Source organism: Streptomyces sp. NPDC034086, from assembly GCF_055575515.1.
The window spans coordinates 236732-251845 of record NZ_JBVISM010000006.1 but is presented as its reverse complement, the minus strand read 5'-3'; the positions used below and the strand labels follow the sequence as shown (position 1 = coordinate 251845).

15 protein-coding genes are annotated in these 15114 nt (G+C 74.3%); 11 read left to right on the top strand and 4 right to left on the bottom strand.

All coding sequences use genetic code 11. The features are described 5' to 3' along the window. Positions 1 to 177 precede the first annotated feature (177 nt). On the top strand, positions 178 to 1515 hold the full coding sequence (locus tag ACZ514_RS17650; protein ID WP_469125093.1) for a transcriptional regulator: 1338 nt from the start codon (positions 178 to 180) through the stop codon (positions 1513 to 1515). A gap of 113 nt (positions 1516 to 1628) precedes the next feature. On the opposite strand, the gene ACZ514_RS17645 is transcribed toward ACZ514_RS17650, so the two are convergent. Next, positions 1629 to 2531 carry a 3-hydroxybutyryl-CoA dehydrogenase gene (locus ACZ514_RS17645; protein WP_388945032.1) on the bottom strand — a complete coding sequence of 301 codons (903 nt, stop codon included), beginning with the start codon at positions 2529 to 2531 and terminating at the stop codon, positions 1629 to 1631. A 153-nt stretch (positions 2532 to 2684) separates the two neighbouring features. Between ACZ514_RS17645 and ACZ514_RS17640 the strand changes: the two genes are divergently transcribed. Then, entirely contained in the window at positions 2685 to 3971 is a 1287-nt protein-coding gene (locus ACZ514_RS17640; protein ID WP_469125092.1) for a glycoside hydrolase family 10-like protein, read from the top strand. A gap of 1 nt (position 3972) precedes the next feature. Here ACZ514_RS17640 and ACZ514_RS17635 read toward each other — a convergent pair whose 3' ends face one another. Then, complete coding sequence (locus tag ACZ514_RS17635; RefSeq protein ID WP_468169264.1) at positions 3973 to 4182, bottom strand: DUF1918 domain-containing protein; 210 nt, start codon at positions 4180 to 4182, stop codon at positions 3973 to 3975. A 59-nt stretch (positions 4183 to 4241) separates the two neighbouring features. Beyond that, complete coding sequence (locus ACZ514_RS17630) at positions 4242 to 5186, bottom strand: DMT family transporter (RefSeq protein WP_469125091.1); 945 nt, start codon at positions 5184 to 5186, stop codon at positions 4242 to 4244. Between ACZ514_RS17630 and ACZ514_RS17625 the strand changes: the two genes are divergently transcribed. The 4 genes from ACZ514_RS17625 (at position 5185) to ACZ514_RS17610 (ending at position 9061) form a co-directional block, all read left to right on the top strand. Further along, positions 5185 to 6660 (top strand): aminotransferase-like domain-containing protein, encoded by a 1476-nt coding sequence (locus ACZ514_RS17625; protein ID WP_469125090.1) that lies wholly within the window; start codon positions 5185 to 5187, stop codon positions 6658 to 6660. The genes ACZ514_RS17630 and ACZ514_RS17625 overlap by 2 nt on opposite strands. Before the next feature lie 32 nt (positions 6661 to 6692). Continuing rightward, positions 6693 to 7463, top strand: coding sequence for an N-acetyltransferase (locus ACZ514_RS17620; RefSeq protein WP_468169254.1), 771 nt, complete (start codon positions 6693 to 6695; stop codon positions 7461 to 7463). Then, entirely contained in the window at positions 7460 to 7957 is a 498-nt protein-coding gene (locus ACZ514_RS17615) for a GNAT family N-acetyltransferase (protein ID WP_469125089.1), read from the top strand. The genes ACZ514_RS17620 and ACZ514_RS17615 overlap by 4 nt, the downstream gene beginning before the upstream one ends. 72 nt (positions 7958 to 8029) lie before the next feature. Further along, positions 8030 to 9061 carry a helix-turn-helix transcriptional regulator gene (locus tag ACZ514_RS17610; protein WP_469125088.1) on the top strand — a complete coding sequence of 344 codons (1032 nt, stop codon included), beginning with the start codon at positions 8030 to 8032 and terminating at the stop codon, positions 9059 to 9061. 16 nt (positions 9062 to 9077) lie between these two features. Here ACZ514_RS17610 and ACZ514_RS17605 read toward each other — a convergent pair whose 3' ends face one another. Next, positions 9078 to 10058 (bottom strand): SDR family oxidoreductase, encoded by a 981-nt coding sequence (locus ACZ514_RS17605; RefSeq protein ID WP_468169245.1) that lies wholly within the window; start codon positions 10056 to 10058, stop codon positions 9078 to 9080. Between the two features lie 114 nt (positions 10059 to 10172). Between ACZ514_RS17605 and argC the strand changes: the two genes are divergently transcribed. Genes argC through ACZ514_RS17580 form a run of 5 tightly spaced genes read left to right on the top strand, consistent with a single transcriptional unit; the run spans position 10173 to position 14994 of the window. Beyond that, positions 10173 to 11201 carry an N-acetyl-gamma-glutamyl-phosphate reductase gene (gene argC, locus ACZ514_RS17600; protein ID WP_388945005.1) on the top strand — a complete coding sequence of 343 codons (1029 nt, stop codon included), beginning with the start codon at positions 10173 to 10175 and terminating at the stop codon, positions 11199 to 11201. After that, positions 11198 to 12355, top strand: a complete 1158-nt coding sequence (gene argJ, locus ACZ514_RS17595; protein ID WP_468169243.1) for a bifunctional glutamate N-acetyltransferase/amino-acid acetyltransferase ArgJ — start codon at positions 11198 to 11200, stop codon at positions 12353 to 12355. Before argC ends, argJ begins: the two co-directional genes overlap by 4 nt. Beyond that, a complete protein-coding gene (gene argB / locus ACZ514_RS17590; protein ID WP_468169241.1) occupies positions 12352 to 13260 on the top strand; it encodes an acetylglutamate kinase in 909 nt (302 codons plus the stop codon). Before argJ ends, argB begins: the two co-directional genes overlap by 4 nt. Next, positions 13257 to 14447: an acetylornithine transaminase gene (locus tag ACZ514_RS17585; protein WP_468701578.1), complete on the top strand. Its 1191-nt coding sequence runs from the start codon at positions 13257 to 13259 to the stop codon at positions 14445 to 14447. The genes argB and ACZ514_RS17585 overlap by 4 nt, the downstream gene beginning before the upstream one ends. A gap of 7 nt (positions 14448 to 14454) precedes the next feature. After that, a complete protein-coding gene (locus ACZ514_RS17580; RefSeq protein ID WP_007263124.1) occupies positions 14455 to 14994 on the top strand; it encodes an arginine repressor in 540 nt (179 codons plus the stop codon). Positions 14995 to 15114 lie beyond the last annotated feature (120 nt).

Genomic DNA, 15114 nt, shown 5'->3' with positions numbered 1-15114 from the left:
CCGGGCTGCCTCCTTGGCGAGGCTCTTCAGTGAACCGCCCCCGGGGCCCCGCGCGGCAGGGTGCGCAACGCATTTATGCGCGCACTCACTTCACACCCCGTGTGAAGGAAACGCGGAACGCCCCCGCGCCCACCGCTCAGCCACTAGCCTGAGGGCGACGAGCCCTTGGAGGGGCCCATGCAGCCCAATGCCCTGCTCGACGCCCTCCTCGCCGAGGCGGGCATGTCCCACGCCGGACTCGCCGCGCACGTCAATCAGGCCGGCCGGTCCCGTGGACTCGCGCTGCGCTACGAACACACCGCCGTCTCCCGCTGGTTGAAGGGGCAGCGCCCCCGCGGCCAGGTGCCCGACCTGATCTGCGAGGTGCTGGGCGGGCGGCTCCACCGTCCCGTCGCACTCGACGACATCGGGTTCGGCATCCCCGGCCGGCAGAGCCCGCACACCACCCGGCTCAGCGGATTCGTCGACCGTGCCACCGCGCTGTGGCGCTCCGACGAGCTGGGCCGGCCCGCACAGCTCACCGCGCACGCCCTCACCGGCACCCCGGCCGTCATCCCGGTGTGGGAGTGGGAGAACCCGCCGGAGGACGCCGACGTGTCCCGGGAGGGCCCGCACCGCATCGGTCCCGAGCACATCGAGATCCTGCGTGCCGCCCGGGCGCACTACGAGCTGATGTACCGCCGGGCCGGCGGGATGGCCACCCGGGCCCGGATCGTGCGCTTCCTCGGCAGCGAGACCGCGCCGATGCTGCGCGGGAGTTACTCCGACGAGGTCGGCCGGTCGCTGCACCGGGCCGGCGGCTCGCTGGTGGCGATCGCGGGGATCTGCGCGTACGACTCCGACGCCCACGGCCTCGCCCAGCGCTACTTCCACCAGGCGCTGCGGCTCGCGAAGGCCAGCGGGGACCGGGGGCTGGGGGCGTACGTGATCGCCCTGCTCGTCAACCAGTCGCTGCACCTGAAGGACCACCGCCAGGCCGTGGCCTTCGCCGAGGCCGCGCTGCGCACCGCCGGCCGGGACACCACCCCCGCACTGGCCGCCGACCTGTACGCGATGCAGGCCAAGGCGTACGCGCGGCTCGGCGACGGGCGGGCGGCGCTGGCCTGCATCCGGCGCGCCGAGGCGGCCGCCGCGCGGATCGAGCCCGGTGCCGAGCCCGCCGAGACCGGCTACGTCCAGCCGGGGCTGGTCAACGTACAGGTGGCGGAGGCGCTGCTGAGCCTGGGGGACCTCGCCGGCGCGCACGAACAGGCGGCCGAGGCGGTGGGGCGTCCCGCGCACGACCGGGGGCGGGTGCACCGCCTCGCGATGCTGTGCGAGGTGCAGCTGCGGCAGGGCGAGGCCGAGCGGGCGGTGGCCTCGGCGGCCGAGATGGCCGAACGCGCCAGGGGGATGGAGTCGCTGCGCCTGCGGGACCGGCTGCGGGCCGTCCGGGAGCAGCTGCTGAGCAGCGGATGCGCGGGCGCGGAGGAGACCGCGCACTCCATCGACGGGGCGCTGCGCGTTCCCCTGTGAGGGCGCCGGCCGGCTGCCGTGCCGCCGCCGGCGGGCGTGGCGAGGCCCGGCCGCCGACGGGGCGGCCGGGACCCGCCCGGCGCGCCGTCAGCGGCCGGGCCGCCCCGGGCGGTTCAGCCGTACGGGTAGAAGCCCGAGCCCGTCTTGCGGCCCAGGCGGCCCGCGTCGACCATGCGCTGGAGCAGCGGGGGAGCGGCGTACAGCGGCTCCTTGTACTCCGCGTACATCGAATCGGCGATCGAGGCGATGGTGTCCAGGCCGATCAGGTCGGACAGCTTGAGCGGGCCCATCGGGTGGGCGCAGCCCAGCTCCATGCCGTTGTCGATGTCCTCGCGGCTCGCGATGCCCGACTCGAACATCCGGATCGCGGACAGCAGGTACGGCACGAGGAGCGCGTTGACGACGAAGCCGGACCGGTCCTGGGCGCGGACGGCGTGCTTGTTCAGCACGTCCCGCACCAGGGCCTCGGACCGCTTGACCGTCTCCTCGCTCGTGGTGAGCGCCGGGATCAGCTCGACGAGCCGCTGGACGGGCGCCGGGTTGAAGAAGTGGATGCCGATGACCTGGTCCGGCCGCGAGGTCGCGACGGCCAGCTTGACCAGCGGGATCGAGGAGGTGTTGGAGGCGAGGATCGCGTCCGGGCGGGTGATCACCTGGTCCAGGACCTGGAAGATCTCCGTCTTGACCTGCTCGTTCTCGACGACCGCCTCGATGACGAGGTCACGGTCGGCGAACTCGCCGAGGTCGGTGGTGAAGCTGAGGCGGGCCAGGGTGGCGTCCCGCTCCTCCTCGCTGATCTTGCCGCGTTCGGCGGCCTTGGTCAGCGAGTTGTGCAGCCTGGTGCGCCCGATCTCCAGGGCCTCGCCGGTGGTCTCGGCGACCTTCACCTCAAGACCGCTGCGGGCGCACACCTCGGCGATGCCAGCGCCCATCTGGCCACAGCCCACCACGCCGACCCGTGCGATGTCGGTCGGGAGGGTAGAGAGGTCCGTCACGTCGTGCCTTTCGCTGCTCATCCATCGCGGGTCCCCCGTGTTCGGCAGTGGTAACTGCACCCCGGCGCCCGCCACGCCCCACGACGTTACTCCGGCGTTGCCTCCGGCGGCGGGCCGGGGCGGGCATGCTGTGCGCACGCAGAGCGATGTCACGGAGCGGAACGGAGTCTTCACATGGCGTACATCGGACGGCGGGGGCTGCTGACGGGGGCCGCGGGCGTGCTGGCCGCGACGGCGGCGGGCCCGGCCGCGGCGGCCGGTGCGGCGGCGCGGGTGCGGGAACCGGCGGCGCCGCCCGGGGTGCTCCCGGCGCGGGCCGGCGCCGGGGGCCGGGCCGGGACCGCGGAGTTCCGCGGGATGTGGATCGCCTCCGTACAGAACGTGGACTGGCCCTCCAGGAGCGGTCTGCCCGCCCGGGAGCAGCGCGCCGAGCTGATCAGGCTCCTCGACACGGCCGTGGCGCGCCGGCTCAACGCCGTGGTCCTCCAGGTCCGCCCGGCCGCCGACGCGCTGTGGCCCTCGGCGTACGAGCCGTGGTCGCAGTGGCTGACCGGGGTGCAGGGCCGCGACCCGGGCTGGGACCCGCTGGGCACGGCGGTCGCCGAGGCGCACGCGCGCGGGCTGGAACTGCACGCCTGGTGCAACCCGTACCGGGTGGCCCACCACACCGATCCCTCCCGTCTGGCGGCCTCGCACCCGGCGCGCCGCAATCCCGGCTGGACCGTCGCGTACGGCGGCAGGCTCTACTACAACCCGGGGCTGCCCCAGGTGCGGGCCTTCGTGCAGAAGGCGATGCTGGACGCCGTCTCCCGCTACCCCGTCGACGCGGTGCACTGGGACGACTACTTCTACCCGTACCCCGTCGCCGGGGAGCACTTCGACGACGACGACGCCTACGCGGAGTACGGCGGCTCCTTCACCTCGCGCGCCGCCTGGCGCCGTCACAACACCGACGCCCTCGTCGAGGAGATGTCGCGGCGGCTGCGCGCCGACCACCCGACGGTGCGGTTCGGCGTGAGCCCCTTCGGAGTGTGGCGCAACCAGAGCACCGACCGGCGCGGCTCGGCCACGCGGGCGCTCCAGGCGTACGACGACCTCTACGCGGACACGCGCAAGTGGGTGCTGGAGGGCTGGGTCGACTACATCGCGCCCCAGGCGTACTGGTACATCGGGCACCCGCAGGCCGACTACGCGACGGTCGTGCCCTGGTGGGCGGGGACGGTCGCGGGCACCGGCGTGGACCTGTACGTGGGCGAGGCGCTCTACCTGTGCGACGCCCGCAGCCCGGTCGCCGCCTGGCGCGACCCCGCGGAACTGTCCCGGCACCTGACCTTCGCCCGCCGGCACGCGCAGGTCCGCGGCCACGTGTACTTCTCGGGGAAGCACGTGGCCGCGGACCCCAACGGAGCGCTGGCCAGGGTCGTCGCCGACCACTACCCGACGGCGGTGCCGCCGACCTGAGTCACCGGGCGGCCTTGCCCCCTGACTCGTCCGGGTGGCGCACGACGCAGTCGGGGCCGGGGGACATGACGGCGTCGTGCCCGTCCGGGAAGTGGACCCGGTACGGGGGAGCGCCGTTCTCCCCCAGGACCTCGACGATCTCGCCCACCCTGTCGTGCTGGCCCACGATCCTGCCGTGCTGCACCAACTGGTCGCCCTCGGTCGCGCGCATGTGCTGACCTCCCTCGGAGCCGGTCCGATCCGGTGCAAGAAGTTTAGGCCGATCCGGGCCTATTTGACCCGTTGGGTCACGGTGATGCAGACCAGGACGGCGCAGGCGGTCAGCGGGGTGGCCGGGGACAGCCGCTCGCCCAGCAGCGCCACCGACCACACCAGGGTGAGCAGCGGCTGGGCGAGCTGGAGCTGGCTGGCGCGCGGCGCGCCGATCTCGGCCATCCCCCGGTACCAGACGTACAGCCCGAGGAAGGTCGAGCCGGCCGCCGCCCACACCAGGCCGGTCACCCCGTGCCGGTTCAGGTGGACCGGCTCCGCCGCCAGCGCCAGCACCGAGCCCACGAGGGACAGCGGCAGGCACAGCACCAGCGCCCAGCCGATCACCTGCCAGCCCGGCATGGCGCGGGCCAGGCGGCCGCCCTCGGTGTAGCCGGCCGCGCACACCAGCAGCGCCCCGAACAGGTAGACGTCCCCCGTCGCGACCGAGCCGCCGCTCTGGGCCAGGGTGAAGCCGAGGATCACCGCGGCGCCGGCGACGGCCGCCGCCCAGAAGCGGCCCGACGGGCGGGAGCCGGTACGCAGGGCCGACAGGGCGGCCGTGGTCAGCGGCAGCAGGCCGACGACGACGGCGGCGTGCGAGGTGGTGGAGGTCTGGAGGGCGAGGGTGGTCAGCAGCGGGAAGCCGGCCACCACCCCCGCGGCGACGACGGCCAGGCCCGCCCAGTGCGCGCGGGCCGGCGGCCGCACCCGTCCGGCCAGCAGGAAGCCGCCGGCGATCACCGCGGCCAGCACGCTGCGCAGGGCGACGAGCGACCAGGGGCCGAAGCTCTCCAGTCCCCAGGCGGTGGCGGGGAAGGTCAGCGAGAAGGCGACCACCCCGAGCAGGGCCAGAGCGGTACCGCGGCGCGTTCCCGTGCGTACGCGGGCGCTGCCGTCGCGGGCGCCGCCGTCCACCTGGAGTGCTATCGGAGAGAGGCCAGTAGCGCTATTCTGTGCTGTCATGTACGAGCGTAGCAGTGTGGCGGAGCTGGCAGAATCCCTCCGGTCGGAACTCGACCGCTACCCGGTGGGTGGAAAGCTCCCCTCGAGCCGGGCCATGGTCGAGCGCTACCGGGTCAGCCCCGTCACCGTCTCCCGGGCCCTCGCGCAGCTCGCCGCCGAAGGCCTCGTCGTCACCCGCCCCGGCGCCGGCGCCTTCCGCGCGCATCCCCGTACGGACGAGCCCGCCCCCGGCGACACCTCCTGGCAGGCCCTCGCCCTCAGCTCCGAGGGCGCCGGGGAGGTGGTACCGCGCTCCGTGGACGCCGCCGGGGTGGTCAACTCCCTCGCCGTGCCCCCGGCCGGGGTCATCGAGCTCAACGGCGGCTACCTGCACCACTCGCTCCAGCCCGAGCGGGCCATGGCCGCGGCCCTGGCCCGCGCCGGACGCCGCCCCGGGGCCTGGGGCCGGCCGCCCATGGAGGGGCTGCCCGAGCTGCGCGACTGGTTCGCCCGGGAGATCGGGGGAACGGCCGGGTCGGTGGGCGCCGCCGACGTGCTCATCACCGCCGGCGGGCAGAGCGCGCTGACCACCGCCGTACGGGCGCTGGCCCCACCCGGCGCGCCGATCCTGGTCGAGTCCCCCACCTACCCCGGCCTGCTGGCCATCGCCCGCGCGTCCGGCTGCCGGCCGGTACCCGTCCCGGTGGACGCCGACGGGGTCCGGCCGGAGCTGCTGGCCGCCGCCTTCGAAGCCACCGGCGCACGCGTCTTCGTATGCCAGCCGCTGTTCCAGAACCCGACCGGCGCCGTCCTGTCCGCCGAGCGCGCCACCGAGGTGCTGCGCATCGCGCGGGCCGCCGGGGCCTTCGTGGTCGAGGACGACTACGCGCGCAACCTCGCCCACGAGGACGCCGGACCGCTGCCCGCCACCCTCGCCGCCCAGGACTGCGACGGCGTCGTGGTCCACGTCCGCTCCCTGACCAAGGCCACCTCGCCCAGCCTGCGGGTCGGTGCGCTCGCCGCCCGCGGCCCGGTCCTGGACCGGCTGCGGGCCATCCAGGTCGTCGACTCCTTCTTCGTGCCCCGGCCGCTCCAGGAAGCCGCCCTCGAACTGGTCGGCGCGCCCGCCTGGCCGCGGCACCTGCGGGCCGTCGCCGCCGAGCTGCGCCACCGGCGCGACGTGCTCGTCGGCGCCCTGCGGAGGGAGCTGCCCGGCACCGGACCGGTCCTCCCGCCCTCGGGGGGCTTCCAGCTCTGGGTGCGCCCCGGCGGGGGCGGCGACGACGCCGACTTCGCGGCGGCGGCCCTGCGCGCCGGGGTCGCCGTCACCCCGGGGCGCCCCTACTTCTGCGCCGAACCGCCCGCCGCCCACGTCCGGCTGAGCTTCGCCGGGGTCTCGGGGCCGGGGGAGCTGGTGGAGGCGGTCCAGCGGCTGCGGGGCGCGCTGCCGGGGGGCCTGCCGGGCGCGGCGGCCGAGCAGGCACAAATCCGTTGAGGGGACCGGGAACCGGCCCCTAGCCTGCGGGTATGACCCGCATCGAGATCACCTCCCTCGCCCGCCGCCCCGAACTGGCCCCCCGGCTCTGGGACATGGAGGACTCCTGGCCCGCTTTCGCCCAGCAGGACCCGATCGGCTGGCTGCTGTACCCGCGCCTGGTCGCCGAGTTCCCCGAGTACGTCTTCATCGCCACCGAGGGCGAAGCGGTGGTGGCCCGCGCCTTCAGCGTGCCCTTCGCGCTCCACACGCCCGAGCGCGGCGGGGTGCTGCCCGGGCAGGGCTGGGACCGGGTCCTGATGTGGGCCTTCTCCGACCAGCGGCGCGGGGTCCGGCCCGACACGGTCAGCGCCCTGGAGATCTCCGTCGCGGCGGGCCGGCAGGGCGAGGGCCTCTCCGGCCGGATGCTCACCGCCATGCGCGACGGCGCCCGGGCGGCCGGGTTCACCGAGGTGGTGGCCCCGGTCCGGCCGAGCGGCAAGCCCGCCGAGCCCGACACCCCGATGGCGGAGTACGCGTACCGGACCCGCGAGGACGGACTGCCCCACGACCCGTGGCTGCGGGTCCACGTGCGCGCGGGGGCGGTCATCGACTCGGTGGCCCCCGCCTCGATGACCATCAGCGGCACCCTCGACCAGTGGCGGCGGTGGACCGGCCTGCCCTTCGACGAGCCGGGCCCGGTCCGCGTACCGGGAGCGCTCGCCCCCGTCCACTGCGAGCCCGCTCACGACCGCGCGGTCTACGTGGAGCCGAACGTGTGGGTCCGCCACCCCCTCGGCGCCGCCCCGGCGCTCTCCGCGTGATCACGGTCCGCGCCGCCGGCCCGGACGACGGGGACGCCGTCGGCGAGATCCACGCCGCCGCCTGGGAGGCCGCGTACGCGCCCTTCTTCACTCCCGAGTTCGCGGCCGAGGGCGTCCGCAGCCGGCGTACCCGCTGGCACGCGCGGCTCGCGGAGGACCCCCGGACGCTCCTGCTGGCCGAGGCCGGCGGCCGGCCCCTGGCGATGTCGTGGTCCTGCCCCTCCACGACCCGGCCGGGCCTCGCGGAGATCCTCAGCTTCTACGGCCACCCCGACGGCTGGGGCAGCGGCGTCGCCGCCGTGCTGATGCAGGCGACGCTGGACCGCCTGCGCGGCGACGGATTCGCCCGCGCGCACCTGTGGACCCTGCGCGACACGCCGCGCTCGCGCCGCTTCTACGCCAAGTGCGGCTTCGCCGGGACCGGCGCCGCCCGGCTCCTCGACTTCGGGGACGGCCACCCGCTGGACCAGGTGGAGTACGAGCGGGAGTGCTGAGCCGGGCGCCCCTCGCGGGACCGGCGGCGGCAGGACGTCCCGTTCGTCCGCCGGGTCGGTGATCCTTGGAGGATGCGTGCCGCCCGCCTGATCCGCATGGCCCTCCTGATCCAGTCGAACCCCGGCCTGACCGCGGCCGCCCTCGCCCGTGAACTGGAGGTCTCCGAGCGGACCGTGATCCGCGACGCCCAGGCGCTGCAGGAGGCCGGTCTCCCCGTCCGGTCGGAGCGGGGCAGGGTCGGCGGATACTTCCTCGCCGCGGGATACCGGACCCGGCTCACCACGCTCCATGCGAGCGAGGCGGAGACGCTCTTCCTGTCCGGTCTGCCCTCGGCGCTGCGGGACCTGGGCCTGTCGGAGGCGGCGCAGACCGCCCGGCTGAAGCTGACCGCGACCCTGCTGCCGTCGGTGCGCCAGGCCGCCGAGTCCTCGGTGCGCCGCTTCCACCTCGACGCCCCGGCCTGGTTCCGCGAACCCGCCACCCCGGAACTGCTGCCGGAGCTGGCCCGCGCGGTGTGGGCGGACCGTCCCGTCGAACTGTCGTACGCGTGGCCGGGCCGGGACGGCGCACCGGCCTCCGCCGTGACGCGGGTGGTGGAGCCGTACGGGCTCGTGCTGAAGGCCGGCACCTGGTACGCCGTCGCCCGCGTCCCCGCCAAGCGGGAGGACCCCGACGGCGGCTGGCGCACCTACCGCGTCGACCGGATCACCGCCCTCGGCCCCGCTCGCGGGGCGGAGGGGCCGTTCGCGCGCGACCCGGCCTTCGAACTCGCGGCGCACTGGGAGGCCGGCGCGGCCGCCTTCGCCCGAGGCCTCCTGCGCACCAGCGTCACGGTCCGGCTGACCGGCCGGGGGCTGCGGCGGCTCCCCGCCGTGGTGGACGCGGCCGCCCTCGCGGACGCCCTCGCCTCCGCGGGCCCCCCGGACACGGCCGGCCGGGTCACCCTGGAGCTGCCGGCGGAGTCCGAGGACGTCGCCTTCGACCAGCTGGCCCGGCTCGGCGCGGAAGCCGAGGTGCTGGCCCCGGCTTCCCTGCGCGCCCGCTTCCGCGAGCGCGCCGAAGCCCTGGCCGCCCTCTACCGGTCCGGTCCCCCGGAGGCGTGACCCGGGGCAACCGGGATCAGCGGTAGTCCTCGGGAGAGCCTTCCTTGCCGCCGTAGACGACGTCCTCGAAGTAGGCCCAGGCATCCGGCCGGCTGCCGTCCACGTCCGTCACCCCGTACACGCGGGCGAGTTCCCCGCTGGAGGTGGACTTGCCGTTCCACCGCTCCGCGCGGTCCGGGTCGGCGGCCAGCGCCACGACCGCACGGGCCAGGTAGCGCGGGGACTCCGCGATGGCGAACGCCGGCTCCCGGGCGATCGCGTCACGCCAGTTCTCCTCGCTCACACCGAAGTGGGAGAGCATCTGCTCCGAACGCAGGAAGCCCGGGGACACCGCGACCGCCGTGCCCCCGTACTCCGCCAGCTCCTGACCCAGGCCGAACGCGAGACGGATCGGGGCGTTCTTCGCCAGGTCGTAGTACATGTTCTCCCGGTAGCGGCGGTTGGAGTGCGCGGTGCCGTCGGTGACCTCCACGTGCAGCGGTGCGTCGGAGCGGATCAGCAGCGGAAGCAGCAGGGCCGCCGTGATCACGTGCGAGCGCGCGCCCAGCTCCAGGATCCGCAGACCGTCCGCGAGCGGTGTCTCCCAGCTCTTCTTCCCGAACACCGAGCCGGCCAGGAGGTGCTCCCCGCCCCACAGGTCGTTGACGAGGATGTCGAGCCGTCCGTACTCCCGGTCGATCCGCCCGGCCAGGGCCCGTACCCCGGCTTCCTCGAGGTGGTCGGTGGGAACCGCGATTCCGGTGCCGCCCGCCGCGGTGACGAGTTCGGCGGTCTCCTCGATGGTCTCGGTCGTCCGGCCGACCTCGCTGGCCCGGGCCCGGGTGGTACGGCCGGTGACGTACACGGTCGCGCCGGCCCGGCCCAGTTCCACGGCCTGGGCCCGCCCCGCCCCGCGGGTGGCGCCCGCCACGAGCGCGATCCGCCCCGCGAGGGGACCCGCCGGACTGGCCTGCGCGGTGTTCCGGGTGGTGTGCTGGGTGATGTCCTCGTTGCTCATGTCCTCCATCGTTCCTGCCAAAACCGACAGAACACGTCACCTTTTGCGCGAGGGGAAGGCTTTGCATAAAACTGCGTAGGTACGTATAGTCATGCCATCGAGGAGGAGGGTCCGATGGTGGTACGTGTTGCGGTGGCCGGAGCGAGCGGATACGCGGGCGGTGAAGTCCTGCGCCTGCTGCTCTCCCACCCGGAGGTGGAGATCGGCGCGCTGACCGGGCACTCCAACGCCGGGCAGCCCTTCGGCCCGCTCCAGCCGCACCTGGTCCCGCTCGCCGGACGGACCCTGGAGGCGACCACCCCCGAGGTCCTCGCCGGCCACGACGTCGTCTTCCTGGCCCTGCCGCACGGACAGTCCGCCGCCGTCGCCGCCGGGCTCGGCGAGGACGTGCTCGTCGTCGACATGGGCGCCGACCACCGGCTGAAGGACTCCGCCGACTGGGACGCCTTCTACGGCGCCCCGCACGCCGGCACCTGGCCCTACGGGCTCCCCGAGCTCCCCGGCGGCCGGGCCGCCCTGGCCGGGACCAGGCGCATCGCCGTCCCCGGCTGCTTCCCGACTGCCGTGTCGCTCGCCCTCTACCCCGCCTACCAGGCGCGCCTCGCCGAGCCGGAGGCCGTGATCGTCGCCGCCACCGGCACCTCCGGCGCCGGCAAGGCCCTCAAGCCGCACCTGCTCGGCTCCGAGGTCATGGGCACCGTCACCCCCTACGGCGTGGGCGGCGCCCACCGCCACACCCCCGAGATGGTGCAGAACCTCTCCCCGCTGGCGGGGGAGCGGGTCTCCGTCTCCTTCACCCCGAACCTCGTGCCGATGCCGCGCGGCATCCTCGCCACCTGCTCCGCCAAGGCGCTGCCCGGCACCACCGCGGAATCGCTGCGCGCCGCGTACGAGAAGGCCTACGCCGACGAGCCCTTCGTCCGGCTCCTCCCCGAGGGCCAGTGGCCCACCACCAAGGCCGTGTACGGCTCCAACGCCGTCCACGTGCAGGTCGCGTACGACGGGTCCGCCCGTCGGATCATCGCCATCAGCGCGATCGACAACCTCACCAAGGGCACCGCCGGCGGCGCGGTGCAGAGCATGAACATCGCCCTCGGGCTCCCCGAGGCGCTGGGTCTTTCCACGATGGGAGTGGCGCCGTGAGCGTGACGGCTGCACAGGGATTCACGGCGGCGGGCATCGCCGCCGGGATCAAGGAGAACGGCAACCCCGACCTGGCCCTCGTGGTCAACAACGGGCCGCGGCTGGCCGCCGCGGGCGTCTTCACCTCCAACCGCGTCAAGGCCGCCCCCGTGCGCTGGTCCGAGCAGGTGCTGCGCGGCGCCACCGTCAGCGCGGTCGTCCTCAACTCCGGCGGCGCCAACGCCTGCACCGGCCCCAAGGGCTTCCAGGACACCCACGCCACCGCCGAGAAGGCGGCGGCCGTCCTCGGCGGCGAGCACAACGCCGGGGAGATCGCGGTCGCCTCGACCGGCCTGATCGGCGTCCTGCTCCCCATGGACAAGCTGCTCCCCGGCATCGAGACGGCGGCCGCCGCCCTCAGCGCCGACGGCGGCGAGGCCGCCGCCATCGCCATCAAGACCACCGACACCGTCCACAAGACGGCCGTCGTCTCCCGGGACGGCTGGACGGTCGGCGGCATGGCCAAGGGCGCGGGCATGCTCGCCCCCGGCCTGGCCACCATGCTCGTCGTCCTCACCACCGACGCCGACCTGGACAGCGCCACCCTCGACAAGGCCCTGCGGGACGCGACCCGCACCACCTTCGACCGGGTCGACTCCGACGGCTGCATGTCCACCAACGACACGGTGCTGCTGCTCGCCTCCGGCGCCTCCGGCCGGGTGCCCGCGTACGAGGACTTCGCCGAGGCCGTACGGAGCGTCTGCGACGACCTCGCCCGCCAGCTGATCGGCGACGCCGAGGGCGCCAGCAAGGACATCCGCATCGAGGTCGTCGGCGCGGCCAGCGAGCAGGACGCGGTCGAGGTCGGCCGGTCCATCGCCCGCAACAACCTGCTCAAGTGCGCCATCCACGGCGAAGACCCCAACTGGGGCCGGGTCCTGTCCGCCATCGGCACCACCACGGCGGCCTTCGACCCGGACCGGCTCAACGTCGCCATCAACGGCGTCTGGGTCTGCAAGAACGGCGCCGTCGGCGAGGACCGCGACCTGGTGAGCATGAAGGACCGCGAGGTCCGCATCACCGCCGACCTGTCCGCCGGCTCCGAGACCGCGGTCATCTGGGCCAACGACCTGACGGCCGAGTACGTCCACGAGAACAGCGCGTACAGCTCATGAGCACCGCGAGGCGCCACACGGCGCTCCCCAAGGCCGAGATCCTCATCGAGGCGCTGCCGTGGCTCACCCGGCACAACGGCAAGGTCGTCGTCATCAAGTTCGGCGGCAACGCCATGATCGACGAGGACCTGAAGGCCGCCTTCGCCCAGGACGTGGTCTTCCTGCGCCAGGCCGGCCTGCGGCCCGTCGTCGTCCACGGCGGCGGCCCGCAGATCAACGCCCAGCTCGACAAGCAGGGCCTGGTCAGCGAGTTCAAGGCGGGCCTGCGGGTCACCACCCCGGAGGCCATGGACGTCGTACGCATGGTCCTGGCGGGCCAGGTCCAGCGGGAACTGGTCGGCCTGCTCAACCAGCACGGGCCGCTCGCCGTCGGCATGACCGGCGAGGACGCCCACACCATCACCGCCACCAGGCACACCCCGGTGATCGGGGGCGAGGCCGTCGACATCGGCCGGGTCGGCGAGATCACCGCCATCGACACCGGCGCGATCGAGGCGCTGCTCGCCGACGGCAGGATCCCGGTCATCTCCTCCATCGCGCGCAGCGCCGACGACGGCCACGTGTACAACGTGAACGCCGACACGGCGGCCGCCGCGCTCGCCGCCGCGCTCGGCGCCGAGACGCTGATGGTCCTCACCGACGTGGAGGGCCTCTACGCGGACTGGCCCAACAGCGACGAGGTCATCAGCCGGCTGACCGTCAGCGAGCTGGAGAAGCTGCTGCCCGAGCTGTCCAGCGGCATGGTGCCGAAGATGGAGGGCTGCCTGCACGCCGTGCGCGGCGGCGTCAGCACCGCCCGGGTGATCGACGGGCGGGTCCAGCACTCGATCCTGCTGGAGATCTTCACCGACGAGGGAATCGGCACGATGGTCGTGCCCGACGCACAGGGAGGGGACGGCACGTGAGCGGCAACCAGGAGTACGCGGCCCGCTGGCAGAAGGCGCTGACCCACAACTACGGCACCCCCGCGCTCGCCCTCGTACGCGGCGAGGGCGCGCGGGTCTGGGACGCGGACGGCAGGCAGTACACCGACTTCGTCGGCGGGATCGCGGTCAACGCCCTCGGCCACGCCCACCCGGCCGTCGTCTCCGCCGTGACCGGGCAGATCGCCACCCTCGGGCACGTCTCCAACCTCTACGCCTCCGAGCCCGTCCTCGCCCTCGGCGAACGGCTGCTCCAGCTCTTCGGCCGCGAAGGCCGCGTCTTCTTCTGCAACTCCGGTGCGGAAGCGGTCGAGGCCGTCTACAAGATCGGCCGGCTCACCGGGCGGACCCACATGGTCGCCACCGGCGGCGGTTTCCACGGCCGGACCATGGGGGCCCTCGCCCTGACCGGCCAGCCGGCGAAACAGCAGCCCTTCCTGCCGCTGCCGGGCGACGTCACGCACGTCCCGTACGGCGACGTCGAGGCCCTCCGGGCGGCCGTCACCGAGGACACCGCCTTCGTGCTGATCGAGCCCGTCCAGGGTGAGAACGGCGTGGTCGTGCCGCCCGCCGGCTACCTGACCGCCGCCCGCGAGATCACCCGGGCCACCGGGACGCTGCTCGCCCTCGACGAGGTGCAGACCGGGATCGGCCGCTGCGGCAGCTGGTTCGAGCACCAGCAGCACGAGGGCGTCGAGCCCGACCTCGTCACGCTCGCGAAGGGCCTCGGCGGCGGCCTGCCCATCGGGGCCGTGGCCGCCTTCGGCCGGGCGGCGGACCTGCTCCAGCCCGGCCAGCACGGCACCACCTTCGGCGGCAACCCGGTCGCCTGCGCCGCCGGACTCGCCGTGATCGACACCATCGCCGCCGAGGGACTGCTCGACCAGGTCAAGGCGCGGGGAGAGCGGCTGCGCTCCGGAATCGAGGCCTCCGCCCATGGGCTGGTCTCCCACGTCCGCGGGTCGGGGCTCTTGCTGGGTATCGTGCTGACGGAGCCGCTCGCACCGCAGGTGCAGCGCGCGGCCCAGCAGGCCGGATTCCTGGTCAACGCGCCCGCCCCCGACGTCGTACGGCTGATGCCCCCGTTCGTCATCACCGAGGCCGAGGTCGACGCGTTCGTCCGGGCACTTCCCGGCATCCTCGACGAAGCGGGACGACCCGGAGAATGAGACGACGATGAGCCAGGCGCAGGAACCCGAGCAGAACGGCGGTCCCTCCGTTCCGCAGACCCGCACCGCCCGCCACCGCCGGATCGTGGACATCCTCAACCGGCAGCCGGTCCGCTCGCAGAGCCAGCTGGCCAAACTGCTCGCCGACGACGGGCTGAGCGTCACCCAGGCGACGCTCTCCCGCGACCTCGACGAGCTGGGCGCCGTCAAGATCCGCAACACCGGCGGGGAGCTGATCTACGCGGTTCCCAGCGAGGGTGGCTTCCGCACGCCGCAGGCCCCCCTCGGCGAGTCGGCGAAGGAGGAGCGCATGCGCCGCCTCTCCGGCGAACTGCTGATCTCGGCGGAGGCCTCCGCGAACCTCGTGGTCCTGCGCACCCCGCCCGGCGCCGCCCAGTTCCTGGCCTCGGCGATCGACCAGGCCGAACTGCACGCGATCCTCGGCACCATCGCGGGCGACGACACCCTGATGCTCATCAGCCGCGACCCGGCCGGCGGCCAGGCCCTGGCCGACCACCTGCTGCGCCTGGCGCAGAAGGAGGGTTAGGGCCTGGGCCGTCTCTTTCGGATCTTGCCGGTTAAGCCCGCGTCGTCCGGTGCCGTGCATCGCAAGGCGGAGAGGCTCCCGATTACTGGACGTCCTCGGGTGCCTCGACAACGCGGCGAG

Coding starts and splice junctions, on each gene's coding strand:
- ACZ514_RS17650 (WP_469125093.1), top strand. CDS start 178: ATGCAGCCCAATGCCCTGCTCGACGCCCTCCTCGCCGAGGCGGGCATG.
- ACZ514_RS17645 (WP_388945032.1), bottom strand. CDS start 2,531: ATGAGCAGCGAAAGGCACGACGTGACGGACCTCTCTACCCTCCCGACC.
- ACZ514_RS17640 (WP_469125092.1), top strand. CDS start 2,685: ATGGCGTACATCGGACGGCGGGGGCTGCTGACGGGGGCCGCGGGCGTG.
- ACZ514_RS17635 (WP_468169264.1), bottom strand. CDS start 4,182: ATGCGCGCGACCGAGGGCGACCAGTTGGTGCAGCACGGCAGGATCGTG.
- ACZ514_RS17625 (WP_469125090.1), top strand. CDS start 5,185: ATGTACGAGCGTAGCAGTGTGGCGGAGCTGGCAGAATCCCTCCGGTCG.
- ACZ514_RS17630 (WP_469125091.1), bottom strand. CDS start 5,186: ATGACAGCACAGAATAGCGCTACTGGCCTCTCTCCGATAGCACTCCAG.
- ACZ514_RS17620 (WP_468169254.1), top strand. CDS start 6,693: ATGACCCGCATCGAGATCACCTCCCTCGCCCGCCGCCCCGAACTGGCC.
- ACZ514_RS17610 (WP_469125088.1), top strand. CDS start 8,030: ATGCGTGCCGCCCGCCTGATCCGCATGGCCCTCCTGATCCAGTCGAAC.
- ACZ514_RS17605 (WP_468169245.1), bottom strand. CDS start 10,058: ATGAGCAACGAGGACATCACCCAGCACACCACCCGGAACACCGCGCAG.
- argC (WP_388945005.1), top strand. CDS start 10,173: ATGGTGGTACGTGTTGCGGTGGCCGGAGCGAGCGGATACGCGGGCGGT.
- argB (WP_468169241.1), top strand. CDS start 12,352: ATGAGCACCGCGAGGCGCCACACGGCGCTCCCCAAGGCCGAGATCCTC.
- ACZ514_RS17580 (WP_007263124.1), top strand. CDS start 14,455: ATGAGCCAGGCGCAGGAACCCGAGCAGAACGGCGGTCCCTCCGTTCCG.